Origin of the sequence: Pseudomonas sp. NFACC45 (assembly GCF_900113505.1) — a bacterium.
GTDB classification, from domain to species: domain Bacteria; phylum Pseudomonadota; class Gammaproteobacteria; order Pseudomonadales; family Pseudomonadaceae; genus Aquipseudomonas; species Aquipseudomonas tehranensis.
Window position 1 is genome coordinate 498,136 of record NZ_FOPO01000001.1, and the last position, 25,748, is coordinate 523,883.

At 60.9% G+C, this 25,748-nt stretch carries 26 protein-coding genes and 1 pseudogene; 12 read left to right on the forward strand and 15 right to left on the reverse strand.

What is annotated here, in order from left to right:
* Nucleotides 1-26: 26 nt before the first annotated feature.
* The 5 genes and pseudogenes from BM132_RS02255 to BM132_RS02270 all read right to left on the reverse strand — a co-directional run bounded on the left by BM132_RS02255 (nt 27) and on the right by BM132_RS02270 (nt 5,014).
* Nucleotides 27-1,274, reverse strand: coding sequence for a heme biosynthesis protein HemY (locus BM132_RS02255; RefSeq protein ID WP_092452866.1), 1,248 nt, complete (start codon nt 1,272-1,274; stop codon nt 27-29).
* Nucleotides 1,271-2,401 (reverse strand): uroporphyrinogen-III C-methyltransferase, encoded by a 1,131-nt coding sequence (locus tag BM132_RS28610; protein ID WP_256244100.1) that lies wholly within the window; start codon nt 2,399-2,401, stop codon nt 1,271-1,273. The genes BM132_RS02255 and BM132_RS28610 overlap by 4 nt, the downstream gene beginning before the upstream one ends.
* Before the next feature lie 36 nt (nt 2,402-2,437).
* Nucleotides 2,438-3,184: pseudogene (locus BM132_RS28615) on the reverse strand (uroporphyrinogen-III synthase); the annotation flags it as partial.
* Entirely contained in the window at nt 3,181-4,122 is a 942-nt protein-coding gene (gene hemC / locus BM132_RS02265) for a hydroxymethylbilane synthase (RefSeq protein ID WP_092452872.1), read from the reverse strand. The pseudogene BM132_RS28615 and the gene hemC, both read right to left, overlap by 4 nt.
* A gap of 145 nt (nt 4,123-4,267) precedes the next feature.
* Complete coding sequence (locus BM132_RS02270; RefSeq protein ID WP_092395102.1) at nt 4,268-5,014, reverse strand: LytR/AlgR family response regulator transcription factor; 747 nt, start codon at nt 5,012-5,014, stop codon at nt 4,268-4,270.
* A 458-nt stretch (nt 5,015-5,472) separates the two neighbouring features.
* On the opposite strand from BM132_RS02270, the gene argH reads away from it, so the two are divergent.
* Entirely contained in the window at nt 5,473-6,867 is a 1,395-nt protein-coding gene (argH, locus tag BM132_RS02280; RefSeq protein ID WP_092395096.1) for an argininosuccinate lyase, read from the forward strand.
* A gap of 157 nt (nt 6,868-7,024) precedes the next feature.
* Here argH and BM132_RS02285 read toward each other — a convergent pair whose 3' ends face one another.
* On the reverse strand, nt 7,025-7,684 hold the full coding sequence (locus BM132_RS02285; protein WP_092452878.1) for a glutathione S-transferase family protein: 660 nt from the start codon (nt 7,682-7,684) through the stop codon (nt 7,025-7,027).
* Between the two features lie 125 nt (nt 7,685-7,809).
* Here BM132_RS02285 and BM132_RS02290 point away from each other — a divergent pair, with 125 nt between their 5' ends.
* The 3 genes from BM132_RS02290 to BM132_RS02300 all read left to right on the forward strand — a co-directional run bounded on the left by BM132_RS02290 (nt 7,810) and on the right by BM132_RS02300 (nt 11,643).
* The gene (locus tag BM132_RS02290) at nt 7,810-8,094 is read left to right on the forward strand and encodes a hypothetical protein (RefSeq protein ID WP_092452881.1); all 285 of its coding nucleotides are present in this window, start codon (nt 7,810-7,812) and stop codon (nt 8,092-8,094) included.
* 277 nt (nt 8,095-8,371) lie between these two features.
* Entirely contained in the window at nt 8,372-8,620 is a 249-nt protein-coding gene (locus tag BM132_RS02295) for a TIGR02647 family protein (protein WP_047226127.1), read from the forward strand.
* A 179-nt stretch (nt 8,621-8,799) separates the two neighbouring features.
* Nucleotides 8,800-11,643: a class I adenylate cyclase gene (locus BM132_RS02300; protein WP_092452885.1), complete on the forward strand. Its 2,844-nt coding sequence runs from the start codon at nt 8,800-8,802 to the stop codon at nt 11,641-11,643.
* Nucleotides 11,644-11,648: 5 nt separating this feature from the next.
* On the opposite strand, the gene rnk is transcribed toward BM132_RS02300, so the two are convergent.
* From rnk to cyaY, 3 genes are all read right to left on the reverse strand, one after another.
* Nucleotides 11,649-12,059, reverse strand: a complete 411-nt coding sequence (rnk, locus tag BM132_RS02305) for a nucleoside diphosphate kinase regulator (protein ID WP_047226129.1) — start codon at nt 12,057-12,059, stop codon at nt 11,649-11,651.
* A 225-nt stretch (nt 12,060-12,284) separates the two neighbouring features.
* The gene (locus BM132_RS02310; RefSeq protein WP_092395084.1) at nt 12,285-12,500 is read right to left on the reverse strand and encodes a DUF1289 domain-containing protein; all 216 of its coding nucleotides are present in this window, start codon (nt 12,498-12,500) and stop codon (nt 12,285-12,287) included.
* A gap of 4 nt (nt 12,501-12,504) precedes the next feature.
* A complete protein-coding gene (cyaY, locus tag BM132_RS02315) occupies nt 12,505-12,837 on the reverse strand; it encodes an iron donor protein CyaY (RefSeq protein WP_092395081.1) in 333 nt (110 codons plus the stop codon).
* A 202-nt stretch (nt 12,838-13,039) separates the two neighbouring features.
* On the opposite strand from cyaY, the gene BM132_RS02320 reads away from it, so the two are divergent.
* Genes BM132_RS02320 through BM132_RS02345 form a run of 6 tightly spaced genes read left to right on the forward strand, consistent with a single transcriptional unit; the run spans nt 13,040 to nt 17,641 of the window.
* Nucleotides 13,040-13,210, forward strand: a complete 171-nt coding sequence (locus tag BM132_RS02320; protein WP_047226132.1) for an LPS translocon maturation chaperone LptM — start codon at nt 13,040-13,042, stop codon at nt 13,208-13,210.
* A 9-nt stretch (nt 13,211-13,219) separates the two neighbouring features.
* Nucleotides 13,220-14,467 (forward strand): diaminopimelate decarboxylase, encoded by a 1,248-nt coding sequence (gene lysA / locus BM132_RS02325; RefSeq protein WP_092452888.1) that lies wholly within the window; start codon nt 13,220-13,222, stop codon nt 14,465-14,467.
* A 4-nt stretch (nt 14,468-14,471) separates the two neighbouring features.
* On the forward strand, nt 14,472-15,302 hold the full coding sequence (gene dapF, locus BM132_RS02330; protein ID WP_092395075.1) for a diaminopimelate epimerase: 831 nt from the start codon (nt 14,472-14,474) through the stop codon (nt 15,300-15,302).
* A 13-nt stretch (nt 15,303-15,315) separates the two neighbouring features.
* A complete protein-coding gene (locus BM132_RS02335) occupies nt 15,316-16,038 on the forward strand; it encodes a DUF484 family protein (protein WP_092395072.1) in 723 nt (240 codons plus the stop codon).
* A gap of 2 nt (nt 16,039-16,040) precedes the next feature.
* The gene (gene xerC, locus BM132_RS02340) at nt 16,041-16,940 is read left to right on the forward strand and encodes a tyrosine recombinase XerC (RefSeq protein ID WP_076383081.1); all 900 of its coding nucleotides are present in this window, start codon (nt 16,041-16,043) and stop codon (nt 16,938-16,940) included.
* Nucleotides 16,937-17,641, forward strand: coding sequence for an HAD family hydrolase (locus BM132_RS02345; protein WP_092452891.1), 705 nt, complete (start codon nt 16,937-16,939; stop codon nt 17,639-17,641). Before xerC ends, BM132_RS02345 begins: the two co-directional genes overlap by 4 nt.
* A gap of 209 nt (nt 17,642-17,850) precedes the next feature.
* Here BM132_RS02345 and sutA read toward each other — a convergent pair whose 3' ends face one another.
* From sutA to glnK, 4 genes are all read right to left on the reverse strand, one after another.
* Complete coding sequence (gene sutA / locus BM132_RS02350; RefSeq protein WP_014340827.1) at nt 17,851-18,174, reverse strand: transcriptional regulator SutA; 324 nt, start codon at nt 18,172-18,174, stop codon at nt 17,851-17,853.
* A gap of 101 nt (nt 18,175-18,275) precedes the next feature.
* Nucleotides 18,276-18,701: a secondary thiamine-phosphate synthase enzyme YjbQ gene (locus BM132_RS02355; protein ID WP_092395986.1), complete on the reverse strand. Its 426-nt coding sequence runs from the start codon at nt 18,699-18,701 to the stop codon at nt 18,276-18,278.
* 212 nt (nt 18,702-18,913) lie between these two features.
* On the reverse strand, nt 18,914-20,239 hold the full coding sequence (locus BM132_RS02360; RefSeq protein WP_092395063.1) for an ammonium transporter: 1,326 nt from the start codon (nt 20,237-20,239) through the stop codon (nt 18,914-18,916).
* Nucleotides 20,240-20,272: 33 nt separating this feature from the next.
* Nucleotides 20,273-20,611 carry a P-II family nitrogen regulator gene (gene glnK / locus BM132_RS02365; protein WP_002555808.1) on the reverse strand — a complete coding sequence of 113 codons (339 nt, stop codon included), beginning with the start codon at nt 20,609-20,611 and terminating at the stop codon, nt 20,273-20,275.
* Nucleotides 20,612-21,024: 413 nt separating this feature from the next.
* Between glnK and BM132_RS02370 the strand changes: the two genes are divergently transcribed.
* Nucleotides 21,025-21,285, forward strand: coding sequence for an accessory factor UbiK family protein (locus BM132_RS02370; RefSeq protein WP_058543112.1), 261 nt, complete (start codon nt 21,025-21,027; stop codon nt 21,283-21,285).
* Nucleotides 21,286-21,328: 43 nt separating this feature from the next.
* Here the strand turns inward: BM132_RS02370 and BM132_RS02375 are convergent, their stop codons facing one another.
* A complete protein-coding gene (locus tag BM132_RS02375; protein WP_092452894.1) occupies nt 21,329-22,606 on the reverse strand; it encodes a sensor histidine kinase in 1,278 nt (425 codons plus the stop codon).
* Nucleotides 22,607-22,882: 276 nt separating this feature from the next.
* Here BM132_RS02375 and BM132_RS02380 point away from each other — a divergent pair, with 276 nt between their 5' ends.
* Nucleotides 22,883-24,376 (forward strand): YifB family Mg chelatase-like AAA ATPase, encoded by a 1,494-nt coding sequence (locus tag BM132_RS02380; RefSeq protein ID WP_092452897.1) that lies wholly within the window; start codon nt 22,883-22,885, stop codon nt 24,374-24,376.
* 6 nt (nt 24,377-24,382) lie between these two features.
* Here the strand turns inward: BM132_RS02380 and BM132_RS02385 are convergent, their stop codons facing one another.
* Nucleotides 24,383-25,597 (reverse strand): aldose 1-epimerase family protein, encoded by a 1,215-nt coding sequence (locus tag BM132_RS02385; RefSeq protein ID WP_092452900.1) that lies wholly within the window; start codon nt 25,595-25,597, stop codon nt 24,383-24,385.
* Nucleotides 25,598-25,748: the final 151 nt, after the last annotated feature.

Genomic DNA, 25,748 nt, shown 5'->3' on the forward strand with positions numbered 1-25,748 from the left:
ACAACCCTCAAGAACGACTCACTCTCTCAAGTGGTCAAGACCTGAGCCGGGACCGGCAGCGGCGCGGCCAGCAAGCGCTCATCCAGTAACCCCAACCCTTCCTGGAAGAGCTGGTTGCTGCGCTCGGCATCCCCCAATTGCGCCAGCAATCGCGCCAGTTCGGCGCAGGCCTCGGGATTGCGCTGCAGGCGCAAACTGCTTTCCAGATAATCCCGTGCCTTGCCCCACAAACTGTTTTGCAGGCACAGGCGGCCCAGCGTCAGCAACAGGCCAGGGTCGCTCGGGTGATCCTTGAGCCAGCCTTCTGCCGCTTGCAGTTGGCGGCCTGGATCATTGCCGCGGACCAACCCGTACAGGCGCGCAAGGTGACTGTCATAGTGACGTTTGAGCGCCGCCCGCAGCACCTCTTCGGCCTCGGCCTGCGCCCCGAGTTGCCGCAGTTGCTCGGCATAGGCCAGCACCAGCGCCGATTCCTGGCGTTGTGCGGACGTCAGTTGTTGCCAGGCACGGTTAAGCGATTGCAACCCGACACTGCCGTCTTCGTCACGGTGGGCTGCCAGGGTGAGGTTTTCGCCCCAGGCCCGACGCTCCAGTTCAACCAGCTCAGCCGGCGGCAGGACTTTGTCCTTGCGCAGCTCCGGCAACAACCGGACCACCGCCGACCAATCCCCACGCTGCTGATGCAGACGTTGCAATTGACGCAGGGTCTGGGCGTTATGTGGATGGCGATCATGCATGGCTTGCAACGTACTCAGCGCGCCGTCAGTGTCGCCGCGGTCCATCTGCAATTGTGCGTGCGTCAGGGCAATCGCCAGCTCGGCCTGAGGCTGGCGTTCGAGGGCACGTTCCAACAGGCTGTCGCACTGTTCGTAAAGGCCTTGCTCATTGGCCGCACGGGCAGCGCCGAGATAGTACAGCAACGGTTGGCGCTCGGCTTCGGCCGCGCGATGCAAGTGACGCTGGGCACTGGCCCAGCGACCTTCGGCCAGGTCCAATTGTCCGTGCTCGATTGCCACCTGCACCCGTCGGCTGCGGTTGCGTCGCGACCATGGGTTGACCACGCCAGTGGAGGTGGTCACCAGCCCAATCAAGGCGCTCACGCCCCGCCACACCAGCCAGAGCACCGCCACCAGCGCCAGGGTGACCCAAAGGCCGGCCTCGTATCGGAAGTTTTTATAAGCCACCAGCACGTAACCCGAATGTTCGGCGATCGCCACGCCCAGCACGGCAGCAACGGCGATGACCACGAACATAATCACGTAGAGGCGTTTCATGGCGTGGCCTCCTGCTCATCAGGTTTGGCCAGCGGCTTGACCGACTCTTCGGCGTTCAGGTTGCGGCGTTCCAGATAGGCCTGAACGCTGCTCAGGGTCCCGGTCAGGTCCGGCGTGACGACCGTCACCGGCTGTTCGGCCAGCTCGGCCACGCGTTCGAGCATGACTTTGCTTTGCGGATTGTCCTGGTTGAAGTTGTTCTTGAGCACGTCCTGCGCTTGAGCCAGTGCCTGGGTGTACACCGGGGCCTGACCGTTGAGAGCGGCCCATTGCGCCTGCTCCAGGGCCAGGCTCAAGGCCAGGCGCACCTGCACCAGACTCTGCCCGGCCAGGAGCGGACGGACATTCTCGTCCGCGTTGAAATCGATACGGATATAGCGCGATATCTGCTCCCACCACTGTGCCCAGCGGCTGGCGCCATCGCCATCGGCAGTCAAGCCCAGCAACGACTCGCCACGGTCCTTGTATTCGGGTGCCAGCTCGGTGAGTTGCAGCACCTGGTCACGCAAGGCCCCCAACTGCAGGAACAGCCCGGTACGATCCGGCTGCTCGGTACTGCGCAACGCCGCAAGGGTCTTGGCCAGTTGTTCGCGAGCGGCGAACGAACCGGGGTCGTTTTGCTCGCGCAGGATTTCGTCAGCGCCCTGCACCAGCGCCTGGGCACTGCTGATGTCCTGCAGGGCGGAAAGACGCAGGCTGGCAAGGCGCAGCAGATGTTCGGCTTCGGCCAGGCGCCAGTCCTTGCGGCTGGCACCGAGCACGGTTTCCAGGCGCTGGTTCAGTCGCTGTTGATCACCCTGCAACTGGGCGACCTGACGCCGACGCTCTTCCAGCTCTTGCGCCGGTGGCAACTGCGCCAGACGCTCACTGAGGCGTTGCTCGTTGAGCTTGAGGGCCTGGGCCTGATCGTTGAGCGCCTGAACCTGGGTGGACTGCTGCTGGTTATTGGCTTGCAGATGGCGCACCTGCCACACGCCCCACCCACCAACGGCCACGCCGGCGGCGCCCAACAACAACGCGACAATGGCCAGCCCGTTGCCGCGACGCGGCGCCTTCGGAGCCGGGGTTTCAACCGGCGTATCGATCGCTGGTTGGTCTTGATCTTTTGGCAAGGCTGTTTCGCTCACGTATCCATCCTTTGCATTAGAAAACGGCACGGACTGATTCCGTAACGCCGTCAGCAAAGCCGCGGCACTGGCGCCACGGCAATCCACAACTGTCAGGGCTCCGGCGGCACGGGCCATCTCAGCAACCCTTGGGCTTGGAACGAACAACGGTAACCGTGCCAACGCAGGCCATGCGTCGCCGGCCAACCGCTGCAGATGCTCGAAGCTCTGCCCACTGCTGACCACCAGCGCGTTCAAGCGTTCCGCTTTGACTCTTGCCGCCAACTCACCTTCCCGGTAATGCGGCAGGCTGCGTCGGTACAGTTCCAGATAATCGACACTAGCACCTTGCTCGCGCAAGCGCTCCGCCAGCAAACCGCGCCCGCCCTCGCCGCGCACAATCAAAACCTTGGGATTGGGTCGGGTGATAGCCTGGCGTAACACCAGATGCTCCAGCAAGGCTTCGCTGTCGTCGCCGTTGTCGGGATAAAACACAGTGAGGCCGGCATCGATAAGAATCTGCCCGGTCGCCGCCCCCACGCTGAACCAGGGCTGGTCTGGGGGCTGAGGCCAATATTGGCGCAGCAGTTCCACACACAAACGTGCGGCAGACTTGCTGACCACAATCACGGCACAGTACTGGTCCAGACTTTGAAAGATAGCCCGCCCGGAATCGGACAGGGGGACCGGCTCGATATCCAGCAACGGCAGGCTGCTGCTGTACACCCCGGCCTCGGCCAGGACAGCCGCCAGGGCCGACGACTCGTCAACCGGCCGGGTCAGCAGCAGCCGCCAGCCCGTCACGCGTGGCCCGCCTCGCCGTAGACCTTCTTGAGAATGTCGTCCGCGCCCTGGTTGAGCAGGTCTTCGGCTACCCGGACACCCAGCGCTTCGGCATCGCGGCGCGGCGCCCGGGCCTCGGCACTGAGCAGTCGGCCACCGTTCGGATCACCCACCAGACCGCGCAACCAGACCTGATCGCCTTCGAGTATGGCGTAACAGGCGATCGGCACTTGGCAACCGCCATTGAGGTGTTTGTTGAGGGCGCGCTCGGCGAAGACCCGGGTGGCGGTGTCGTCGTGATGCAGTGGCGCCAGCAGGGCATGGATTTCGCTGTCGGCGCTGCGACATTCGATACCCACCGCCCCCTGCCCACCGGCCGGCAGGCTGTCGTCGACGCTGATGGCCGACGTGATGCGATCTTCAAAACCGAGGCGGATCAGGCCGGCGGCGGCAAGGATAATTGCGTCGTACTCACCGGCATCGAGTTTGGCCAGGCGAGTGTTGACGTTGCCCCGCAGAAAGCGGATCTGCAGGTCTGGGCGGCGGGTCAGCAACTGCGCCTGACGACGCAGGCTGGAGGTGCCGACCACGCTCCCGGCGGGCAGCGCGTCGAGGCTTGCATACGTATTGGAAACGAACGCATCGCGTGGATCTTCTCGCTCGCAGATGCAAAACAGGCCCAGACCTTCCGGAAAGTCCATGGGCACATCTTTCATCGAGTGCACGGCGATATCGGCTTCGTTGTCCAGCAGCGCGGTTTCCAGCTCCTTGACGAACAGCCCCTTGCCGCCGATTTTCGACAGCGGCGAGTCCAGCAGCTTGTCGCCGCGACTGACCATGGGCACCAGCGTCACGATCAGGCCGGGATGGGCCTCTTCCAAACGGGCTTTGACGTATTCGGCCTGCCAGAGGGCCAAGGCACTTTTACGGGTGGCGATGCGGATCTCGCGAGGGGACATGGATCAATCCGTACTTAAAAGATACGGCGGATAATAACAGCTCAGCCAAATTCGCTTTGACTTGAATCACGACCCCAAGGCCTCCCTGGCCGTCAATGTCCTGGAAATGAACGCGCTAACGGCTTGGACGCCTTGGAACCTCAAGCTAAAGCTGTTGCATCATCTTGCGCACACCGGCCACGTGCCGCCGGCTGACAATCAGCGCGTCGCCATTGAGGCCTTTGAGAAACAACTGGAAATGCCCAAGGGGTGTGCGCTGCAAACGCTCGATACGCTCGCGAGCCACCAAGGCGTTGCGGTGGATGCGCACGAAGCGTTCACCGAACTCGTCTTCAAGGGCCTTGAGTGGCTCGTCCAGCAGCACCTCGCCGCTCTCGTGACGCAAGGTCACGTATTTATGGTCGGCGATAAAATAGACCACCTGATTCAATGGGATCAGTTCGATGCCTTTGCGAGTGCGCGCACTGATGTGGCTGCGCGGGCCGCTGCCGCTTTCGGCCGCCGGACGGGTCAACGCCGCCAGTTGCACGCGGTTGGGCCGCTCGGCCTTGCGCAAGGCCTCGACCAGCGCCTCGGCACTGACCGGTTTGATCAGATAGCCCACGGCGCCGGCTTGCAGGACCTCCGGCGGGAAGTCGTCCCGAGTGGTGCAGAACACCACCGCGGGCGGTGACTCGCGCTCGCACAACTTCGCCGCGACCTGCAAACCGTCCAGGCCAGGCATGCGAATGTCGAGCAGCACGACATCCGGCTTGTGGCTGTCAATAAGGGCCAACGCCTCTTCGCCATTGGTGGCGCTCGGCTCCAGGACACTGTAACCCTCGAGTTCGCCAACCATTCGGCTCAGGCGCTCACGGGCCAGTGGTTCGTCATCAACGATCAGGACATTCATATTGCGCTGGATTCCTGCGTGAGTCTCGCACAAGGATAGCGTAGACAGGGGAAGTGACATCCGTCACCGCGATCCACGCTAAGACTCGTTCGAGGGCCAAAAAGTGCCGCGAGGCGGTTGTCTATCTTTACCCGCGCCTGCCGATCGATGCTCAAGGCCTGTTGTCGCACGGCGTCGTCGTAGGAATTGTTAACACTCCATCTGACCAATACGAGCCCCCCTCTTCTATTCGTCCAATGCTCCGTGGATGAAAAAGTAAAAGTCCTACAGTCCACTGTAGACGGTTGCCGCGCCGATATTGCTCAATCGGAAAATATCGTTGTGCGAAAACCCCATTAAAAACTCGGGAGGTGCGCAAAAAACCTGCCGACCAGTGCCAGCGCCAGTCCCGGCAACCCTGCTATCATCCGCCGCAGCCTTAACCGCTACTTTTTCCACAGCCGATCACGAGCGAATTCATGAGCACTGACAAGACCAATCAGTCCTGGGGCGGCCGCTTCAGTGAACCCGTCGACGCCTTCGTCGCCCGCTTCACCGCCTCCGTCAACTTCGACCAGCGCCTGTATCGCCACGACATCATGGGCTCGATCGCCCACGCCACCATGCTGGCCAAGGTCGGCGTACTGACCGATGCCGAGCGCGACAGCATCATCGATGGCCTGAAGACCATCCAGACTGAAATCGAGGCCGGCCAGTTCGACTGGCGCGTTGATCTCGAAGACGTGCACATGAACATTGAAGCGCGCCTGACCGATCGCATCGGCGTGACCGGCAAGAAACTGCACACCGGCCGCAGCCGGAACGACCAGGTGGCCACCGACATTCGCCTGTGGCTGCGCGATGAAATTGACCTGATCCTGGGCGAAATCACCCGCCTGCAAAAAGGCTTGCTGGAACAGGCCGAGCGCGAAGCCGAGAGCATCATGCCGGGCTTCACGCACTTGCAAACCGCTCAACCTGTAACGTTTGGGCATCACATGCTGGCCTGGTTCGAAATGCTCAGCCGCGACTACGAGCGCCTGGTGGACTGCCGCAAGCGCACCAACCGCATGCCCCTGGGCAGCGCCGCGCTGGCCGGCACCACGTACCCTATCGATCGTGAATACACCGCACAGTTGCTGGGTTTCGACGCCGTGGGCGGCAACTCGCTGGATAACGTTTCGGACCGCGATTTCGCCATCGAATTCTGCGCCGCCGCGAGCATCGCGATGATGCACCTGTCGCGCTTCTCCGAAGAACTGGTGCTGTGGACCAGCGCGCAATTCCAGTTCATTGACCTGCCGGATCGCTTCTGCACCGGCAGTTCGATCATGCCGCAAAAGAAAAACCCCGACGTACCGGAGCTGGTACGCGGCAAGAGTGGTCGGGTGTTCGGCGCGCTGATGGGCCTGCTGACCCTGATGAAAGGCCAGCCGCTGGCTTACAACAAGGACAACCAGGAAGACAAGGAGCCGCTGTTCGACGCCGCCGACACTCTGCGTGATTCGCTGCGGGCCTTTGCCGACATGATCCCGGCGATCAAGCCCAAGCATGCAGTGATGCGCGAAGCGGCCTTGCGCGGCTTCTCCACCGCCACCGACCTCGCTGATTACCTCGTACGCCGTGGCCTGCCGTTTCGTGACTGCCACGAAATCGTCGGCCATGCCGTGAAGTACGGCGTGGACAACGGCAAGGACCTGGCAGAAATGAGCTTGGACGAACTACGCCAGTTCAGTGACCAGATCGAGCAGGACGTGTTTGCTGTGCTGACTCTGGAAGGTTCGGTCAATGCCCGCGACCACATCGGCGGCACAGCACCTGCCCAGGTCAAGGCCGCCGTGGTGCGCGGCCAAGCGTTGCTCGCCAGCCGCTAAAAGCTAAAAGCTAAAAGCTAAAAGCTAAAAGCTAAAAGCTTCGCGAGCAAGCCCGCTCCCACATTGGATCTCCATGTCCAAAAGATTTTGAGTTCACTGAAGATCTACTGTGGGAGCGGGCTTGCTCGCGAAGGCGTCCTTCAAAGCGCTGAAAAAGTTACTTCTTGGCCGCTATCATCGCCAAAAACCCCGGCATTGCCGCATCCCTGTCCGCCGCAATCCGCTGCACGTGCGGGTTCTGCTCCAGTCGCTCCATCAGCCCCTTGGCCGCCGGCATATCCGCCAGCAAGTCGATATCGAACACCTTCCGGCCCACCTGGCACGCCAGCGATACGCTGTAGAGGAAATACAGATCAGCCAGGCTCAGGCTGTCGCCCGCCACGTAGGGTGAGAACTTGCCGTGCCGGCCGAGCGAAGCGAACCCCAGCAGCAATTCGGCCTTGGTCTTTTCCTTGATGGCATCAGGTACCGACATGCCGAAAAACGCCTCGGCGTAGCAGGCCCGCCCCGGCAGCTCGATGTACAGCTCAATCTCCCTGCACAAAGCCAGCACCTGGGCACGCTCGAACGGCTCGCTGGGCAGCAGGGCTTTACCGGGTTGGGTTTGCTCGATGTATTCGAGGATCACGCTGGTTTCGTTGATAAAACCTTGCTCGGTCTTGAGCACCGGCACCTTGCCCCGCGGACTGATGGCCAGCACATCCGGGGTCTGAGCGCCGTAGAACGGCACCTCTTCGAAGGGCAAGCCCTTCTCCAGCAGCGCCAGCTTGACCATGTTGTAATAATTGCTGACGGAAAAACCATAAAGCTTGAGCATCACAAAGCCTCCAGGCCGTGCGGGGGTGGGCAGCCTTGCGTTATAGACCGTCGAGCCGTTTCTTGCCAGACGCATCACTGCGCTGAATGCGGGTAAACTGGCGACCTTTCTCCAAGGAGCCTGCCATGAGCGAGCCAACCGACATCGACAACGACGAAGAAGAGTTCGTCGAGAACACGCTGATCCAGGCCATCGAAAACCAGATCGAAAATGACAACCCGCCAGCGGCCAAGGCCATTTTCAATAAATTGACCCTGGTGGGTTACGAGCGCGAAGAAATTCTCAACCTGATGGCCCATGTGCTGGCAGTGGAAATTGACACGATCCTGGAAGAGGACCGAGCGTTCGATACCCAGTGGTACGAAACGGCGTTGCGCGCTCTTCCCGAGTTGCCGCCGGAAAAGAAATAAACCGTGAGGCGAAGTTGCTCCTGTGGCGAGGGGATTTATCCCCGCTGGGCTGCGAAGCGGCCCAAAGGAGTAGTGATATTTGGTTTCTGGGCCTGCTGCGCAGTCCAACGGGGATAAATCCCCTCACCACAGGGGCTTGCCTGCACCGGCCATCACAGATCAGGGTGGCTCTGCCCCCCAAAACAAAAAAAGCATGACACTGACACTGGACAGCTCGGCCGAGTGCGCTCACTTTAGTGACGCTGTCGACCAAATTCCTAGAAAGTCTGGAGTCCTTATGTCGCTTACCCCTGAGCTGGTTGCCGAACTGGAAATCCTTGCACTCTTCAACCTGGACAGTTCCCAGGAAGGCCTGAAAATCCATCAGACCGCTGCCCCCTCTGCCATCGCTGCCGCCAAACGCCTGTTCGAAAAAGACCTGATAACCCAGTCCGACGGTGGTTACCTGACCAGCCTGGGCCGGGATGCCGCCGAGCATGTGCAAAGCCTGCTGACCATTCTCAACGTCGTAAAAGAAGCCGCCTGATTCCTCCCGTCGCCCACGGAAATCTCCTTCATCGAGGTTTCCGCAGGCGCCCTGGCGCACTGTGTAAAAATTCTGACGTCAAAAACATACTTTCAGCTTAAGAAATCCGGGGTTCGGGCGCTAAACTGCCAGCACCTGTGATCTCCCACGTTCGACGCCGCGAGCCGGTTTGAGCTGACATGACCCGCAATCACGAAATACGCCCCGATCTGGACGAGGGAATCGACCGCAAGGTCCTGAGCCAGTTGCGCGCACGTTTTCTCAAGCTCAACAGCGTACGGATGGATCGCGCCCTGGAAGGTCTGTCGACCCGCCAGCAAAGCGTACTGACGCTGCTGCCGTTGTTTTTCCACGTCAACCACCCGCTACTGCCCGGCTATGTCTCGGGCAGCACACCTGCCGGGCTGTCCAACTACGAGCCCGACGCCAGCGTCCTCGCTGAAGCCCAGCGGCTGACCCGCTCGTTCTCCTACAAGCCGCGCCACGGCAGCAATCCGCCGCGACCGATTCTGGGTCTGTTTTTGATGGGCAGCCTCGGCACCCTCGCCCAAGCGGATCAAAGCGACATGGACGTGTGGGTCTGCCATGGTCCGGACCTGAGCGAGGACGAACTGGCCGAATTGCGCAAAAAATGTCTGCTGCTGGAAACCTGGGCGGCGACCCAGGGCGCTGAAGCGCATTTTTTCCTGATCGACCCGGCACGCTTTGTCCGCGGCGACCGGGACACTCAGCTCAGTTCCGACGATTGCGGTACAACCCAGCATTACCTGCTGCTGGACGAGTTCTACCGCACGGCGATCTGGCTGGCCGGACGCACGCCGATCTGGTGGCTGGTGCCGGTGTATGAAGAAGAAAACTATGAGCAGTACACCCACACGCTGATTTCCAAACGCTTCATCCGCGCCGATGAAACGCTCAACCTGGGGCACCTGGCCTATATCCCGCCGGGAGAATTCATCGGCGCCGGCCTCTGGCAATTGTTCAAGGGCATCGAGTCGCCCTACAAATCAGTGCTCAAGCTGCTATTGATCGAAGTCTACGCCAGCGAACACCCGAACGTTCGCTGCCTGAGCCTGCGCTTCAAACAGGCGGTGTTCGCCAACCGCCTGGACCTGGAAGAGCTCGATCCATACATGGTGGTTTACCGTCGCATCGAGGAGTACCTCAACGCCCGGGGTGAATCCGAACGCCTGGAGCTGGTGCGAAGGGCGCTTTACCTGAAGGTCAATCGCAAGCTGACCGGCCAGGGGCGCAGCTCCGGCTGGCAACGGGTTCTGCTTGAGCGTCTGGCCCGGGAATGGGGCTGGGACCCACGGCAACTGGCGCTGCTGGACAGCCGCAGCCAGTGGAAAGTGCGTCAGGTCAGCAACGAACGGCGTGCGCTGGTCAACGAACTGACCTATAGCTACCGCTTCCTGACCCAGTTCGCCCGCACCGAAAAAACCGTCAGCCTGATCAACAGGCGCGACCTCAACGTCCTGGGCCGGCGGTTGTATGCCGCATTCGAGCGCAAGGCCGACAAAGTCGAGTTCATCAACCCCGGCATCGCCCCGGACCTGGCCGAAGACACCCTGACACTGGTGCAGTCACCGAACAAGAAAGAACCTGGGCAGAACCAGTGGGGCCTGTACAACGGCAGCCTCAACGCCCTGGAGTGGGAAAACTTCGCACCGATCAAACGCTGCCGCGAGTTGCTGGAGTTGCTGACCTGGTGCCATCGCAACGGTGTGATCGACAGCAGTACGCGCCTGGCGCTGCACCCTGGTAGCAGCGACCTGAGTGAGTTCGAACTGTTCAACCTGCTGGGCAGCCTGCAACAGTCCATCGCCCTGCCGCTGAGCACGGTAGATGAAGAACAGCTGTTGCGCGCCAGCGTGCCCAGCGAAGTGCTGATACTGGTTAACGTCGGCGTCGATCCGCTCAAGCATCATCGCGACCTCAATATCCTGATGACCACCGAGCGCACGGACTCCCTGAGCTACGCCGGGGTTCGGGAGAACCTGGTGCTGACCCTGGACCAGGTCACGCTCAACAGTTGGAACGAAGTGTTGGTCAACCGCTTCGACGGCGAGCATGCCCTGCTCGACTGTCTGCGCGATTACCTCAACGACTTGCCCGTGACGCAGCGCCAGCCGCGTTTGCAGGTACGCTGTTTCTGCCACAACCGCGCGCAGTTCATTGCCCGCCGGGTCGAGGAAGTCATCGAAACGGCGCAGACCTTATTACTAAGCAGGCTCAACCACCGCTATCTGCTCCAGGTCCAGCAGCACTACCACGTACTGGAGCTGGTGCCGGGCCAGGTCAATCACGTGGCCCTGGGCAGCCTGTCGGCGCTGATGGATTACCTGGGCGAGGAGCTGACGGCCTACAGCCCGCTGCACCTGGACCCGATGGCTCTGGAGGACCATGACCTGGCGCTGATCCTGCCCATGGGGCAGCCCGAGTGCATTCAGGTGTTCTACCGGGTCAACGAGGACGACGCTGAGCTGTACGTGCTCGATGAGCTCAATGCCCTGTGGCAACAGCGCTTGCCCTATCACGACGACCACAGCCTGCTGGTGCCATTGCAGCGCTTCTTGCAATCGGTGCTGTACCGCCGCGACGCGTTACTGCCGATGGATGCCACCCAGCCACTGCCCCTGGAAACCCTGTACTACCAGCTCCTGCCCTCGGGCAGCGGGCGGGCACGGCGGATCGAGGCGCGGCAAGCACCGCAAACGCCAGTGAACAAGCCGTTCTATGACGTGCAGGCAATCATCGGCAAAGCCACCCATGGGCAGGTGCACGTCACCCTGTATTGCGATCAGCGGGAGTTTTCGGAGCTGGAACATGGCGACCAGTTGTTCCGCGTGGTCGCCAGGGAGATCGTCGAACAGCGCCGTGAGGCCGAACGCTATCGCTGCTACATCACCGACCTGGATCTCTCGGGTCTTGTGGGTGATGGGGCCTGCTCAAGTAATTTGTACCTGCGCTACAAGGCTGACCTGGAACGCGCCCTGAACGAGGCGCTGGCCTTGGTCTGAAGCGCTTAGAGGTGGAAATCGCCGCCCGCTTCCGGCTGGTATTCCACGGCCAGCAACGTCAGTTTCAGCGTCTTGCCGCCCGGGGCCGGCCAGTCGATGTGCTGGCCAACCTTCAGGCCCAACAGTGCGCTGCCTACCGGGGCAAGGATGGATATCTTGCCTTCGTCGGCATTCGCGTCCTGTGGATAAACCAGGGTCAGGTGATAGTCCTTGCCGCTGCTTTCTTCGCGGCAGTGCACACGCGAATTCATGGTCACGACATCGGCGGGCACTTCATCGTGGCCTACCACGGTGTCGGCACGATCCAGTTCGGTTTGCAACGCAATCACGCCCGGCAGCGTTTCATCAAGGCTATCGATCAGGCGCTCCAGACGTTGTACGTCCAGACGTGTAAGGGTGATGGAAGGTACGGTCATGATTCAGGCAGACTCCTTTGTTCTGCACGAAAAAAGCAAAACCCCGCCACAAAAAGACGGGGTTTTCACGGGCCTCGATGAGTTGAGGCGTATCTGGACACTATCAGTAGGAGCTGACGAGTGCAACGAGGCTGCGATCTTGCCCCAGGCACTTGAGTCTTAAACGAAAGCCCCAAGATCAAGATCAAAAGATCGTCCGAACGCGGCCCGAGCCTTCGGCAGCTCCTACGGGGATCTACGCTTGAGCGCTTGGGCACAGATCACCCGCCTGCGCTCATCATCGGCCGACCGCCACTGGCGGATGTCTTCCACGTGGCGGAAACAGCCGAGGCAAACTTTCTGCTCATCGAGTTTGCACACGCCAGTGCATGGCGACGGCACGGCGGGGCTGACGTTGCTGTAGAGCGGCTTGGCCGGCCGCGCCGGGGTGTTCTGGCTCACGCTGTCAAAGGCCTTCGAAATCCAGTCCCACCCCGGCCTGCTGCATGACGATGCGCTCGAGCATCTCACCCAGTTGCTCTTCGCTCTTGTCGCACATCCAACGCTCGCTTTCCTCGTTGTAGTCGAAGTGGAAACCGCCGGACACCGCTGCCAGCCACAACTGGCGCAACGGCTCCTGGCGGCTGAAAATCAACTGGCTGCCGTTTTCGAACTTGACGGTCAGCACCCCGGCGGAGCTTTCCAGGTCGATGTCCAGCTCGCTTTCGTCGAATACATCCTCCAGCGTTTGCTGGGTCGCATCGACCAGATCGTGGAAACGGGCTTCAGTCAAACTCATTGCGGCAACCTCGAAAATGTCTGCTCATGCTCAAGCGCCGCAAGATACGGACGCTTCCCAGCGATTGCAAAGGATATACCGACCGACGACAGCCGGCCTTGGGAAAAGCCCCCCGGCGCCGGACGGGAACCCCGTTGCATAGGCAAGCTGCCGGGTGGCCGGTATACTCCGGCGCAATTAACGCATTTTCAAGGATTTCGCCATGAAGCGCCTGATCTCTTCCCTTGCTGCGCTCGTCGCGGTTGCTTGCCTTGTGACAGCCTGTGGTCAAAAAGGTCCGCTGTACCTGCCCGATGACAGCAAATCCCCTGAAGAACAGGCCAAATCGTCGCAATCCAAGTCCCACGCGCACGATACCCACACCACTTATTAAGGGAACGCCATGGACGCTTTTAACTACCGTGGCGGGGAGCTGTTCGCGGAAGGAGTTGCCTTGTCCGCGCTCGCGGAACGTTTCGGCACGCCAACCTACGTTTATTCCCGTGCACACATCGAAGCCCAGTATCTGGCTTTCGCCGATGCTCTGGCCGGCATGCCGCACCTGGTGTGTTTCGCCGTAAAAGCCAACTCCAACCTCGGTGTGCTCAACGTCCTGGCACGCCTGGGCGCCGGCTTTGACATCGTTTCCGGTGGTGAGCTCGAACGCGTGCTGGCCGCCGGCGGCAGCGCCGACAAGATCGTTTTTTCCGGCGTCGGCAAGACCCGTGAAGACATGCGCCGCGCCCTGGAAGTGGGGGTGCACTGCTTCAACGTCGAATCGACCGATGAGCTGGAGCGCCTGCAACTGGTCGCCGCCGAAATGGGTGTCCGCGCGCCGATCTCTTTGCGCGTGAACCCGGACGTTGACGCCGGCACGCACCCGTACATTTCCACCGGTCTCAAAGAAAACAAGTTCGGCATCGCCATTGCCGACGCCGAGGATGTGTACGTACGCGCGGCCCAACTGCCGAACCTGGAAGTGCTGGGTGTGGATTGCCACATCGGCTCGCAACTGACCACCCTAGAACCTTTCATCGATGCCCTTGACCGCCTGCTGGCGCTGGTTGACCGCCTCGGCGACTGCGGCATCTACCTGCGCCACATCGACCTGGGCGGCGGCGTCGGCGTGCGCTACCGCGACGAAGAGCCGCCACTGGTGGCCGACTACATCAAGGCTGTGCGTGAACGCCTCGAAGGTCGTGACCTGGCGCTGATGTTCGAGCCGGGCCGCTACATCGTTGCCAATGCCGGTGTGCTGTTGACCCGGGTCGAATACCTCAAGCACACCGAGCACAAGGATTTCGCCATCGTCGATGCGGCGATGAACGACCTGATCCGCCCGGCGCTGTACCAGGCATGGATGGACGTCACTGCAGTGCGTCCTCGTGATACCGCCGCCCGCATCTACGATATTGTCGGCCCTATCTGCGAAACCGGCGACTTCCTGGCCAAAGGCCGGGAGCTGGCGCTGGAAGAAGGCGATCTGCTGGCTGTGCATTCGGCCGGGGCCTACGGGTTTGTCATGAGTTCCAACTACAACACTCGCGGCCGCTGCGCCGAAGTGCTGGTGGACGGTGATCAGGCGTTTGAAGTGCGTCGCCGCGAGACGGTAGCCGAGTTGTTTGCCGGCGAAAGCCTGCTGCCGGAGTAAAACCATGCTGCTGCGTTTTACCAAGATGCACGGCCTGGGCAACGACTTCATGGTCCTCGACCTGGTCAGCCAGCACGCGCACATCCTGCCCAAGCATGCCAAACAATGGGGCGACCGGCACACCGGTATCGGTTTCGATCAGTTGCTGATCGTCGAGGCGCCCAACAACCCGGACGTGGACTTCCGCTACAGGATCTTCAACGCCGATGGTTCGGAAGTCGAGCAGTGCGGCAACGGCGCCCGCTGCTTCGCCCGCTTCGTGCTGGACAAGCGCCTGACCGCCAAACGGCAGATTCGCGTCGAGACTAAAAGCGGCATCATCGAACTGGATGTGCGCAACGACGGCCAGATCGGCGTCAACATGGGCGCCCCGCGCCTGGCACCGAAGGACATCCCGTTCCAAGCGCCGGCCCAGGCCTTGAGCTATCAGTTAGAGGTCGACGGCACCACCGTGGAACTGGCGGCAGTGTCCATGGGCAACCCCCATGCCGTCTTGCGAGTCAGCGATATCAACAGCGCGCCAGTGCATGAGCTGGGGCCGAAGATCGAAAATCATCCGCGCTTCCCCGCGCGGGTGAATGTCGGTTTCCTGCAGGTCATCGATCGCCACCGTGCGCAATTGCGCGTCTGGGAACGCGGTGCCGGGGAAACCCAGGCTTGCGGCACCGGCGCCTGCGCGGCGGCCGTCGCCGCGATCAGTCAGGGATGGATGGATTCGCCTTTGCTGATCGACCTGCCCGGCGGACGCTTGTCCATCGAATGGGCAGGCCCCGGCCAACCGGTGCTGATGACCGGCCCGGCAGTACGCGTATACGAAGGACAAGTTCGTCTTTGAGTGAGTCAAACCCATGACCGACAAGCCACAGGTTCCAGCCCCGCAGCCCGACGAATCCCCCAGTCATCCGGACGCCGCAGCCGTGGCCGCGTATCTGGAGGCTCACCCGGACTTCTTCGTCGAGCATGAAGAACTGCTGGCGACGATGCGCATCCCCCACCGCCGCGGCGACACCGTGTCGCTGGTCGAGCATCAGATGAAGATTCTGCGCGAGCGCAACATCGACATGCGTCATCGCCTTTCGCACCTGATGGACGTAGCCCGGGATAACGATCGGCTCTTCGACAAGACCCGTCGCTTGATCCTGGCGCTGATGGATGCCAACACCCTTGAAGACCTGGTGATGAGTGTCGAAGACAGTCTGCGTCAGGATTTCCAGGTGCCTTTTGTCAGCCTGATCCTGTTTGGCGATAACGCCATGCCAGTGGGGCGCTGGGTCACCCACGCCGACGCACAGACAGCCATCGGCGGCTTGCTCACGGAAAACAAGAGCGTCAGCGGCAGCCTGCGCGAACATGAGCTGGACTTCCTCTTCGGCGAAGAACAGCGCAAGCAGATCGGTTCCACGGCTGTCGTCGCCATCGCCCACCAGGGCGTACATGGCGTGCTGGCCATTGCCAGTCGCGATCCGCAACACTACAAAAGCTCGGTGGGCACGTTGTTTTTAAGCTACATCGCCGAAGTCACCGGCCGGGTCCTGCCGCGCATGACTGGTTCACTGCGCTCGGTACGCTGATGATGGAACGGCAGCTGGACGCCTACTGCGAACACCTGCGCAGTGAGCGCCAGGTGTCGCCCCACACGCTGTCGGCCTATCGCCGCGACCTGGAAAAAGTGTTGGCCTGGTGCCAGAAGCAAAACATCGGCAGTTGGGCAGCCTTGGACATCCAACGCCTGCGCAGCCTGGTCGCCCGCCTTCATCAACAAGGGCAATCTTCCCGCAGCCTGGCGCGACTGTTGTCAGCCGTGCGAGGCCTGTACCACTACCTCAACCGCGAAGGGCTGTGCGATCACGACCCGGCCACCGGCCTGGCACCGCCCAAGGGCGAACGCCGGCTGCCCAAGACCCTGGACACCGATCGGGCCCTGCAATTGCTGGAAGGCGCTGTCGAGGATGACTTCCTGGCGCGAAGGGACCAGGCGATTCTCGAATTGTTCTATTCCTCCGGCCTGCGGCTTTCCGAACTGACCGGGCTTAACCTGGATCAACTGGACCTGGCCGATGGCATGGTCCAGGTGCTGGGCAAGGGCAGCAAGACACGCTTGCTGCCCGTTGGCCGCAAAGCCCGTGAGGCCCTGGAGCTGTGGCTGCCGCTGCGGGCGCTGACCAACCCGGCCGACGACGCGGTATTTGTCAGCCAGCAAGGCCGGCGCCTCGGCCCGCGGGCGATCCAGGTGCGGGTCAAGGCCGCCGGTGAACGCGAGCTGGGACAGAACCTGCATCCCCACATGCTCAGGCATTCCTTCGCCAGCCATCTGCTGGAGTCTTCCCAGGACCTGCGCGCTGTCCAGGAACTGCTCGGCCACTCGGACATCAAGACCACACAGATCTATACCCACCTGGACTTCCAGCACCTGGCGACGGTCTATGACAGTGCCCACCCCAGGGCCAAACGAATCAAGGGCGACGAATCATGACCATCGAGCTCATCACTTTCGACCTCGACGACACCCTATGGGACACCGCCCCGGTGATCGCCAGTGCCGAAGCCATATTACGCCAGTGGCTGACCGACAACGCCCCGAACCTGGGCAGCGTGCCGGTGGAGCATCTTTTTACCCTTCGCGAGCAAGTGTTGCGCGAGGAGCCCGGCCTGAAGCACCGCATCAGCGCACTGCGCCGACGAGTGCTGTTCCGTGCCTTGCAGGACGCCGGTTATGACCAGTGGCAAGCCTCGGAGCTGGCGGACGAAGCGTTCGAAACATTCCTGCACGCCCGTCACCAACTGGAAATCTTTCCCGAGGTGCAGCCTACCCTGGAAATTCTGGCCAACCATTTCGCCCTCGGCGTGGTCACCAATGGCAACGCCGATGTACGTCGCCTGGGACTGGCGGATTATTTCAAGTTCGCCCTATGCGCCGAGGACATCGGCATCGCCAAGCCTGACGCCAGGCTGTTCCACGAAGCCTTGCAACGCGGCGGCGCCACGGCGCAAACCGCCGTGCACATTGGCGATCATCCAGGTGACGACATCGCCGGCGCCCAACAGGCCGGCTTGCGGGCCATCTGGTTCAACCCGGCGGGTAAAGCCTGGGATGCCGAGCATGCACCGGACGCAGAGATTCGCAGCCTGACCGAGCTGCCAGGGTTGCTGGCGGGCTGGCATAGCCAATCCTGAACCGCCTGTTTTGTGGCCACCAAAACTCAAATTGTGGGAGCGAGCCTGCTCGCGATAGCAATGGCACATCCAGCATCAATGTGACAGATGGATCGCTATCGCGAGCAGGCTCGCTCCCACAAGAACCGTGTCTGGCTTGGAAATAGAATCACGCCCATGAAAAAGCCCGCAGCGACGGCGGGCTTTTTCAGCAAGCAAGAAGCAGATGCTCAGATCGGGCGGCTGCCGTACTTGTTGTCCGGTTTCTTGGGCGGATCCGCAACAACGTTGGCCTCCACTTCCTGCACTTTACCGCCTCTGGCCAGGAACTCCTCCATGGCCTTGGCGAGCGCATCACGCTCCTTGTTCTTGGCCTCTACGCTCGGCAACTCGTCGACCGACACCGCCGCTTTGGCCTTGCCTTTGGCGGTTGGCGCCGGTACATCGGCCCCATCATCGTCGGCGACGTCTTCAGCCGCCGCTTCCAGGCCTTCTTCGGTCTCGTCTTCGTCACCTACTTCGAGGTCGTCGTTTTCCAGATCATCGTCGCTCATGTTCTACCTCATGACTTGCGAAAAGCAGATTAGTTATAGCCCAGCTTCGCCGTCTGTCGAAGGCTGCCAGAAAAAATTCAACATCCGCCGGCAATCAGCGGTTACGCCCCATCACCGTACAAAGTGGCGAGGACCTTACGAGCACCACCATGATCACGGTGCTCGCCCAGATAAACACCTTGCCAGGTACCCAATGCCAACCGTCCCGCCGTGACCGGCAGACTAAGCTGACACCCCAGCACGCTGGCCTTGAAGTGCGCCGGGAGGTCGTCCAGGCCTTCGTCGTTGTGCTCATAATCGGCGGTTCCTTGTGGGATCAGCCGATTGAAAAATCGTTCGAAGTCTCGACGTACCGCCGGATCGGCGTTCTCGTTGATGGTCAACGAGGCCGAGGTATGCTGCAGCCACAGATGCAACAGACCGACACGACATGCCCGGAGTTCAGGCAGGCCGGCGAGCAACTCGTCCGTTACCAGATGAAAGCCCCGAGGCCTTGCCCGCAGGGTTATCAGCGTCTGTTGCCACATACAGATCTCCGCACGTTCGGCGCGCATTCTAGCGCGCTCTGGGAAAAAACAAAGGGCCTAATACGCCTGCTTTGGTGTAAGCCTATGGCCGTAGAAAAACCCATGTCGCGTCCATAACAAAAGACGTCGGAAAACCGGCCTATCCTGTGAGCAATGACAAATTCCAGACAAAAAAATGCCCGGCGAACCGGGCATTTTTTTATTGCGTGTGCTTACAGATTGTAGCCACGTTCGTTGTGCTGGGCCAGATCCAGGCCGACCGCCTCTTCTTCCTCGGAGACACGCAGACCCATGACAGCGTCCAGGACCTTGAGGATGATGAAGGTGACGATCGCGGTGTAGATCACCGTGAAGCCTACACCCTTGAGCTGAATCCACACTTGCGCGCCGATATCGGTCACGGTGCCGAAGCCACCCAGGGCCGGCGCTGCGAACACACCGGTCAGGATCGCGCCCAGGATACCGCCGATGCCGTGCACGCCGAAGGCGTCCAGGGAGTCGTCATAGCCCATTTTGCGCTTGAGGGTAGTGGCGCAGAAGAAGCACACCACGCCCGCCGCCAAGCCGATGACCAGAGCGCCCATCGGGCCCACGGTGCCGGCAGCCGGCGTAATCGCAACCAGACCCGCCACCACACCCGAGGCAATGCCCAGTGCGCTTGGCTTACCGTGGGTGATCCACTCGGCGAACATCCAGCCCAACGCCGCCGCAGCGGTTGCAATCTGGGTCACCAACATTGCCATACCGGCGGTGCCGTTGGCCGCGATGGCGGAACCGGCGTTGAAGCCGAACCAGCCAACCCACAGCATGGCCGCGCCCATCAGGGTGTAACCCAGGTTATGCGGCGCCATCGGCGTAGTTGGGAAGCCTTTGCGCTTGCCCAGTACCAGGCACGCCACCAGGCCAGCAATACCGGCGTTGATGTGCACCACGGTGCCGCCAGCGAAGTCCAGCACACCCCAGTCCCACATCAGGCCGCCGTTGCCGGACCAGACCATGTGTGCAATCGGTGCATAAACCAGGGTGAACCACACGCCCATGAAGATCAGCATCGCGGAAAACTTCATCCGCTCGGCAAATGCACCAACGATCAGGGCCGGAGTGATGATGGCGAACGTCATCTGGAAGGTGATGAACACCGCTTCAGGGAACAAGCCCGTCAGGCTATCGGGGGTGAGACCCGCCAGGAATGCCTTGTTCAGACCGCCGACGAACGAATTGAAGTTGACGACGCCCTGCTCCATCCCCGTGGTGTCGAACGCAATGCTGTAGCCATAAATGACCCACAGGATGCTGATCAGGCCGGTAATGGCAAAGCATTGCATCATCACCGACAGAATGTTTTTCGACCGAACCATACCGCCGTAGAACAGCGCCAGGCCGGGAATGGTCATGAACAGTACAAGAATTGTGGCAGTGAGCATCCAGGCTGTGTCGCCGGAGTTCAGGACTGGGGCTGCCGCTTCTTCTGCCATGGCCAGGCCAGGCGTTACGAAGGACAACAGGGCTCCTAGCCCTGCGAATTTACGCAGAGTCATATTGTTTTCTCCTGGGGCGTTGGGTTTGGCGGCTTAGATTGCGTCGGTATCGGTTTCGCCGGTACGGATGCGAATAGCCTGTTCCAGATTGACCACAAAGATCTTGCCGTCACCGATCTTGCCGGTATTGGCGGCCTTGGTGATCGCCTCGATAACCCGGTCCAGATCCTTGTCGTCAATGGCGACATCGATCTTCACCTTAGGCAGGAAATCAACCACGTATTCCGCGCCGCGATACAGCTCGGTGTGACCTTTCTGCCGACCGAAGCCTTTGACCTCAGTAACGGTAATGCCCTGCACGCCGATTTCGGACAGCGACTCGCGCACGTCGTCCAACTTGAACGGCTTGATGATGGCAGTGACTAGCTTCATGAAACTTTCTCCCGAATTGGTGGACTTGCCCCAGGAAAACAAACCCGACTCAAGTCTAAGCGCAGTGCCTGGCTTTGTAACGCATCGTCGGCCCAAGTTGCCCGACCGGTGCCAGCTAACCACTCTGACGAAGCTCCCCGCCTCGTCGGCTGCACTGCATTCGTCACAGCGACTGCATCAGTGCATGGGTCATCAGCCACTAAGCAGAAACCTTGCCATCTGTGCCCAAACCTTCTGATTTCAGTCTCTTACCCACTGTGCCGGCTTATGCCGCACCCCGAACCGGAACAATACGCACAACAACAGTGCGGCGATGCCCGGTCCCGTGCGCGAAAAGCGTGCACTCCTTGCTCGCCAATTGAATATAGACGCTGCGTGATACACTGCCCTCCATCGTTTTCAGGACACCTGCCATGCTTGCGCCCAAAGACCTCCTCGACGCCCTGAGCGGCCATGCTTCCCGCCTCTTGAGCGGCGACACACCCCTGCCCAAAAGCGAAATCGAAAGCCAGTTCAAGGCCCTGCTACAAAGCGGCTTCAGCAAGCTGGATCTGGTCAGCCGGGAAGAATTCGACAGCCAGATGGTCGTACTGGCCCGAACCCGGGCGCGGTTGGAGAGCCTGGAGGCGAAGGTGGCGGAGTTGGAGGCGAAGGTAAATCCACCGACCGAATAACGCTCCCTACAAGGCTTTTGTGCCGAGACCGCAAACCGGCAGCTCAGCCACTCGCGGCTCGCGGAGATTGACCTTGGGCCAGCGCAAGCGGCAACTCCAGGGTAAACAGCGCGCCCTTACCCAGGCCCGCGCTCTGCACCGTCAGCTCGCCACCCATCTCATGCGCAGCCAGAATGCAACTGTGCAGGCCAAAGCCGTGACCGTCGGCGCGCGTAGTAAAACCATGTTCGAACACCCGGGTGAGATTGTCGCTGGAAATACCCTCGCCGTTGTCCTCGACCTCGATCCGCACACGCTTGTCGTCAGTGGCCTTCAGACGCAGGGTAATGCGCGACGGTCGATCCGCCACCGAATCAAGCGCCTGCTTGGCGTTGTTGATTAGATTGATCAGTATTTGCAGCACCTTGTGCTTGTCCAGCGACATCATCGGAATATCGGCGAGCTCCTTGGTCAGCGTCACACGATGGCGAGCCAGGGACACATCGCAGATGCGTACCACATCCTCGATCAGCTCTCGCAGCGAACCCGGCTCCAGCACGCTGGAGTTACCGGCATAGGACTGCTGGGTGGCGACGATCTCCTTGATATGGTCGATGCTCTTGGTCAGCTGCACCAACTCATCGATCATGCTCCGCTGCTCGGCGGCCAGGGCTTCGGCCAACTTGCCAAGATAGCCGGGTAGCGCGCGACCTTTCGGATCGCTGCTGATAAAGGCGCCGAGATCATCGGAATGCTCCCTCATCAATTCAGCGACCCTGATTACCCCCTGCCCTTTGGATGCGTGCACTTTCTCGTACAAGAGTCGGGCTGACACATTGACGCTATTGAGTACATTGCCCACGTTGTGCAGCACATTAGTGGCGATTTCCGCCATACCGGCCCGGCGCGCGGTAGTGACCAGTTCGGCCTGCGCCTCACGCAACTCGTCATTGACCCGGGCCAGTTGCTGCGGGCTGGGGATCTTAAGGGCCGCAGGCACCAACCGGACCAGCAGGATGGCAGTAATCACCGAGGCGATAGCGGTGATGACCTTGACCAGCGCCGACAGCCAATAGTAGGGCTGCCAGATGGTCAGGATTTCCATCACATGGCTGGTCCCGCACGCCAGGATGAACACCCCAAAAGCCGTCAGCATCCAGTCAAAAGGCACGTCTTTGCGCTTGTGGATAAAGTACAGAAGGGTGAAAGGGATGGAGATGTAGGACAGGGTGATCAAGCCATCGGCAATGACATTGGTCCACAGCAAATCCGGCCGCCACATATAGCAATGCCCATGGGGCATGAAGCGCTTGTCGGTTAACAGAGCCAGCAGATCGTTCATGGGCCACTCACTCCCTGTGCCGTAGATGCCGATTGGACAAATCGGAGTCTAGCAGGGCCTGGGACGGCCATTTCGAAGGCTCTGCGAAACGGCCGCAGAGCCATGCTGAACAAACGCGCGCCCTATCGCGATCGTGGTCGCGCGGGTGATCGGCCATTCACAACCGCAACATCCTGGCAAAATTTTCGCCTTCAATTGCCCCACCGAAAGCCTATCCCACGACTAACCTTCAAGAGCCGCAGGACGCGGCCCCTTATTCACTCAAGGAACGATTGCATGTCGCTCGCCATTGTCCATAGCCGCGCCCAGGTGGGGGTGGAGGCTCCTGCCGTTACCGTTGAAGTCCATCTGGCCAATGGCTTGCCATCGCTGACGATGGTCGGTTTGCCTGAAGCGGCGGTGAAGGAAAGCAAGGACAGAGTGCGCAGCGCGATCATCAATTCGGGCCTGAATTTCCCGGCTCGGCGCATCACCCTGAACCTGGCGCCGGCGGACCTGCCGAAGGACGGCGGGCGATTCGACCTGGCAATTGCCCTGGGGATCCTGGCGGCCAGCGTACAAGTGCCGACCTTGATGCTGGACGATGTGGAATGCCTCGGCGAGCTGGCGTTGTCCGGCGCGGTGCGCCCAGTGCGCGGTGTGTTGCCCGCCGCGCTGGCCGCGCGCAAGGCCGGGCGTACACTGCTGGTGCCGCGGGCGAATGCCGAGGAAGCCTGCCTGGCGTCGGGGCTGAAGGTGATCGCCGTGGATCATTTGCTCGAAGCGGTGGCGCACTTCAACGGCCACACCCCTGTGCAGCCCTATGCTTCCAATGGATTGCTCTCGGCGAGCAAGCCGTATCCCGATCTGAATGAAGTACAGGGCCAGGTCGGGGCCAAGCGCGCATTGCTGATTGCCGCTGCGGGGGCGCATAACCTGTTGTTCAGCGGACCACCCGGCACCGGCAAGACACTGCTGGCGAGCCGTTTACCGGGATTGTTGCCGCCACTGGCTGAATGTGAGGCCCTGGAGGTCGCCGCGATCCAGTCGGTGGCCAGTTGCGTGCCGTTGAGCCATTGGCCGCAGCGCCCGTTTCGCCAGCCACATCATTCGGCGTCCGGACCGGCGCTGGTGGGTGGCGGATCAAAACCGCAACCGGGGGAAATCACCCTCGCCCACCATGGTGTGCTGTTTCTCGATGAACTGCCGGAATTCGACCGCAAGGTTCTTGAGGTCTTGAGGGAGCCACTGGAATCGGGCCACATTGTGGTTTCGCGCGCTCGTGACCGGGTGCGCTTTCCGGCGCGCTTCCAACTGGTGGCGGCGATGAATCCCTGCCCCTGTGGGTACCTTGGCGAGACCAGCGGCCGATGCTCGTGTACGCCAGACATGGTGCAGCGCTACCGCAATAAACTCTCCGGCCCGTTACTGGACCGCATCGACCTGCACCTGACCGTCGCCCGGGAAGCCACGGCGCTTAGCCCAAAAAGCGAATCCGGTGACGATACGGCTACCGTAGCCGTGCAAGTGGCCGAGGCCCGCGAACGCCAGCAAAAGCGCCAGGGATGCGCCAACGCGTTCCTGGATCTGCCGGGTTTGCGTCGGCATTGCAAGTTATCCACAACCGATGAAACCTGGCTGGAAACCGCCTGCGAACGACTGACCCTGTCGCTGCGAGCCGCCCACCGCCTGCTCAAGGTCGCCCGTACGCTGGCAGACCTTGAGCAAGCGGATCGAATCAGCCGGGAGCACTTGGCCGAAGCATTGCAATACCGGCCCGCCACACCCTGATGGGCATCATGGTTTGCTCAGGTCCACCAGCGGCGTATTTCGTACTTCGGTTTGCTGAGAGCCCTGGATTTCATCGATACGTTTGAGGGCTTTATCCACGGCACCTTTATCCGCCAACAGGCTGTAGTGGATCTGGAACTGCTTCTGCTCTTTTGGCGAGAGGGTGGGCACCAGGCCCAGTGGCCGTTGATACCGGCGGTTATAGGAGAAACTGGTGCCCGGCTCCAGCCCGGTCACGTAACCCTGACCTTGGGTGTCAGTGTTTTTCCACAGGGAGAACACGGGGAGCGTGCCGGTGTTGAAGCCCACCGATACACCGAGGCTACCGGCCTTGTTGTGCAACACGGTGAGCGTATCGCCCTTGGCATCGGCATAAGGCACGACGTTGTAGACGGTTTCGTCGTAGTCCTTGGTTGGCCCTCGGTAGGTTTGCCAATCCGCCAGATCGCCCTTGGCCTTGTCGTTGAACGGCGAGACCTGCTTGACCGGTGCCGCGAAGCGAGCCCCCTGCTCCAGGAACGGTGTACTGAAATTGCTGTGGTAAAGCGCTTGGTATTCCTTCGGATAGTCGCCGTTGTTGGTCAGCGTATCCTTGAGTGCGAAGCTCACGCTGCCGGGCTCGGTCATCAATTCGGTTTGTACCGAGAAATCGACTTTCTTGAAGGCTTGCTCCTTCAGCTCGCCCCGCAGAGTAATGGCATAAGGCGGTTTTTCATCGATGTGCAGCATCACTTTGTTGGCCGGGATGTTGGCGGCGCGGCCATGCAGAGTCAGCAGCTCGCCGTTGTCCATACCGGGATGGCCGACCCATTCGTAGCCACAGCGTGTCACCAGCTCGTTGAAGCCTTCGAGCCAGCCCAGTCCACCGCGGCCGTTGAGTTCAATGAAAGACGGATTGACCACTTCCTTGACCGGCGAATCCCAGCCCATACGCACTTCACCGACCGAGGCCTGCAGCACGTTCATGCCCCGTGTTGGAACGATCGAGAGCTTCATCGTGCCGTTGTCGATATCGACGATGCTGACGCCTTCCTGCCGTCCACCATGCAGGGTGCGCATTGTCACGGAAAAGGGCTTGTCGGTTTTCACGCCGAGCTGCTGGCTGGTGATTTTCCAGGGCTGAGCGGCTTTATCGGTGTCGAGCAGGACGTAATCCCAGGCCATGGCGTGGGACGTAGCGCCCAGGGCGCTGAGGGCAATGACAAGTTTGAGCGGAGTCATAAGGGCAGCCTTTTCTTGGAGTTGTGCGGTTTTTATAGACTTGGAGAAACGTTTCAGCAAGCTTAAAAACAGCGAATACCTCGAAAAGACGCAGTGCTGGAGCAACCGGCCTTCGCGCAAACAGGTTTGCTTTTAGATATCGGTGGGTCAG

Coding starts and splice junctions, on each gene's coding strand:
- rnk (WP_047226129.1), bottom strand. CDS start 12,059: ATGACCGTACCTTCCATCACCCTTACACGTCTGGACGTACAACGTCTG.
- BM132_RS02285 (WP_092452878.1), bottom strand. CDS start 7,684: ATGCTCAAGCTTTATGGTTTTTCCGTCAGCAATTATTACAACATGGTC.
- glnK (WP_002555808.1), bottom strand. CDS start 20,611: ATGAAGCTAGTCACTGCCATCATCAAGCCGTTCAAGTTGGACGACGTG.
- BM132_RS02255 (WP_092452866.1), bottom strand. CDS start 1,274: ATGAAACGCCTCTACGTGATTATGTTCGTGGTCATCGCCGTTGCTGCC.
- hemC (WP_092452872.1), bottom strand. CDS start 4,122: ATGTCCCCTCGCGAGATCCGCATCGCCACCCGTAAAAGTGCCTTGGCC.
- BM132_RS02300 (WP_092452885.1), top strand. CDS start 8,800: ATGACCCGCAATCACGAAATACGCCCCGATCTGGACGAGGGAATCGAC.
- BM132_RS02320 (WP_047226132.1), top strand. CDS start 13,040: ATGAAGCGCCTGATCTCTTCCCTTGCTGCGCTCGTCGCGGTTGCTTGC.
- BM132_RS02335 (WP_092395072.1), top strand. CDS start 15,316: ATGACCGACAAGCCACAGGTTCCAGCCCCGCAGCCCGACGAATCCCCC.
- BM132_RS02385 (WP_092452900.1), bottom strand. CDS start 25,597: ATGACTCCGCTCAAACTTGTCATTGCCCTCAGCGCCCTGGGCGCTACG.
- dapF (WP_092395075.1), top strand. CDS start 14,472: ATGCTGCTGCGTTTTACCAAGATGCACGGCCTGGGCAACGACTTCATG.
- BM132_RS02375 (WP_092452894.1), bottom strand. CDS start 22,606: ATGAACGATCTGCTGGCTCTGTTAACCGACAAGCGCTTCATGCCCCAT.
- BM132_RS02355 (WP_092395986.1), bottom strand. CDS start 18,701: ATGTGGCAACAGACGCTGATAACCCTGCGGGCAAGGCCTCGGGGCTTT.
- BM132_RS02370 (WP_058543112.1), top strand. CDS start 21,025: ATGCTTGCGCCCAAAGACCTCCTCGACGCCCTGAGCGGCCATGCTTCC.
- BM132_RS02295 (WP_047226127.1), top strand. CDS start 8,372: ATGTCGCTTACCCCTGAGCTGGTTGCCGAACTGGAAATCCTTGCACTC.
- lysA (WP_092452888.1), top strand. CDS start 13,220: ATGGACGCTTTTAACTACCGTGGCGGGGAGCTGTTCGCGGAAGGAGTT.
- xerC (WP_076383081.1), top strand. CDS start 16,041: ATGGAACGGCAGCTGGACGCCTACTGCGAACACCTGCGCAGTGAGCGC.
- BM132_RS02380 (WP_092452897.1), top strand. CDS start 22,883: ATGTCGCTCGCCATTGTCCATAGCCGCGCCCAGGTGGGGGTGGAGGCT.
- BM132_RS02360 (WP_092395063.1), bottom strand. CDS start 20,239: ATGACTCTGCGTAAATTCGCAGGGCTAGGAGCCCTGTTGTCCTTCGTA.
- sutA (WP_014340827.1), bottom strand. CDS start 18,174: ATGAGCGACGATGATCTGGAAAACGACGACCTCGAAGTAGGTGACGAA.
- BM132_RS02290 (WP_092452881.1), top strand. CDS start 7,810: ATGAGCGAGCCAACCGACATCGACAACGACGAAGAAGAGTTCGTCGAG.
- argH (WP_092395096.1), top strand. CDS start 5,473: ATGAGCACTGACAAGACCAATCAGTCCTGGGGCGGCCGCTTCAGTGAA.
- cyaY (WP_092395081.1), bottom strand. CDS start 12,837: ATGAGTTTGACTGAAGCCCGTTTCCACGATCTGGTCGATGCGACCCAG.
- BM132_RS02270 (WP_092395102.1), bottom strand. CDS start 5,014: ATGAATGTCCTGATCGTTGATGACGAACCACTGGCCCGTGAGCGCCTG.
- BM132_RS02345 (WP_092452891.1), top strand. CDS start 16,937: ATGACCATCGAGCTCATCACTTTCGACCTCGACGACACCCTATGGGAC.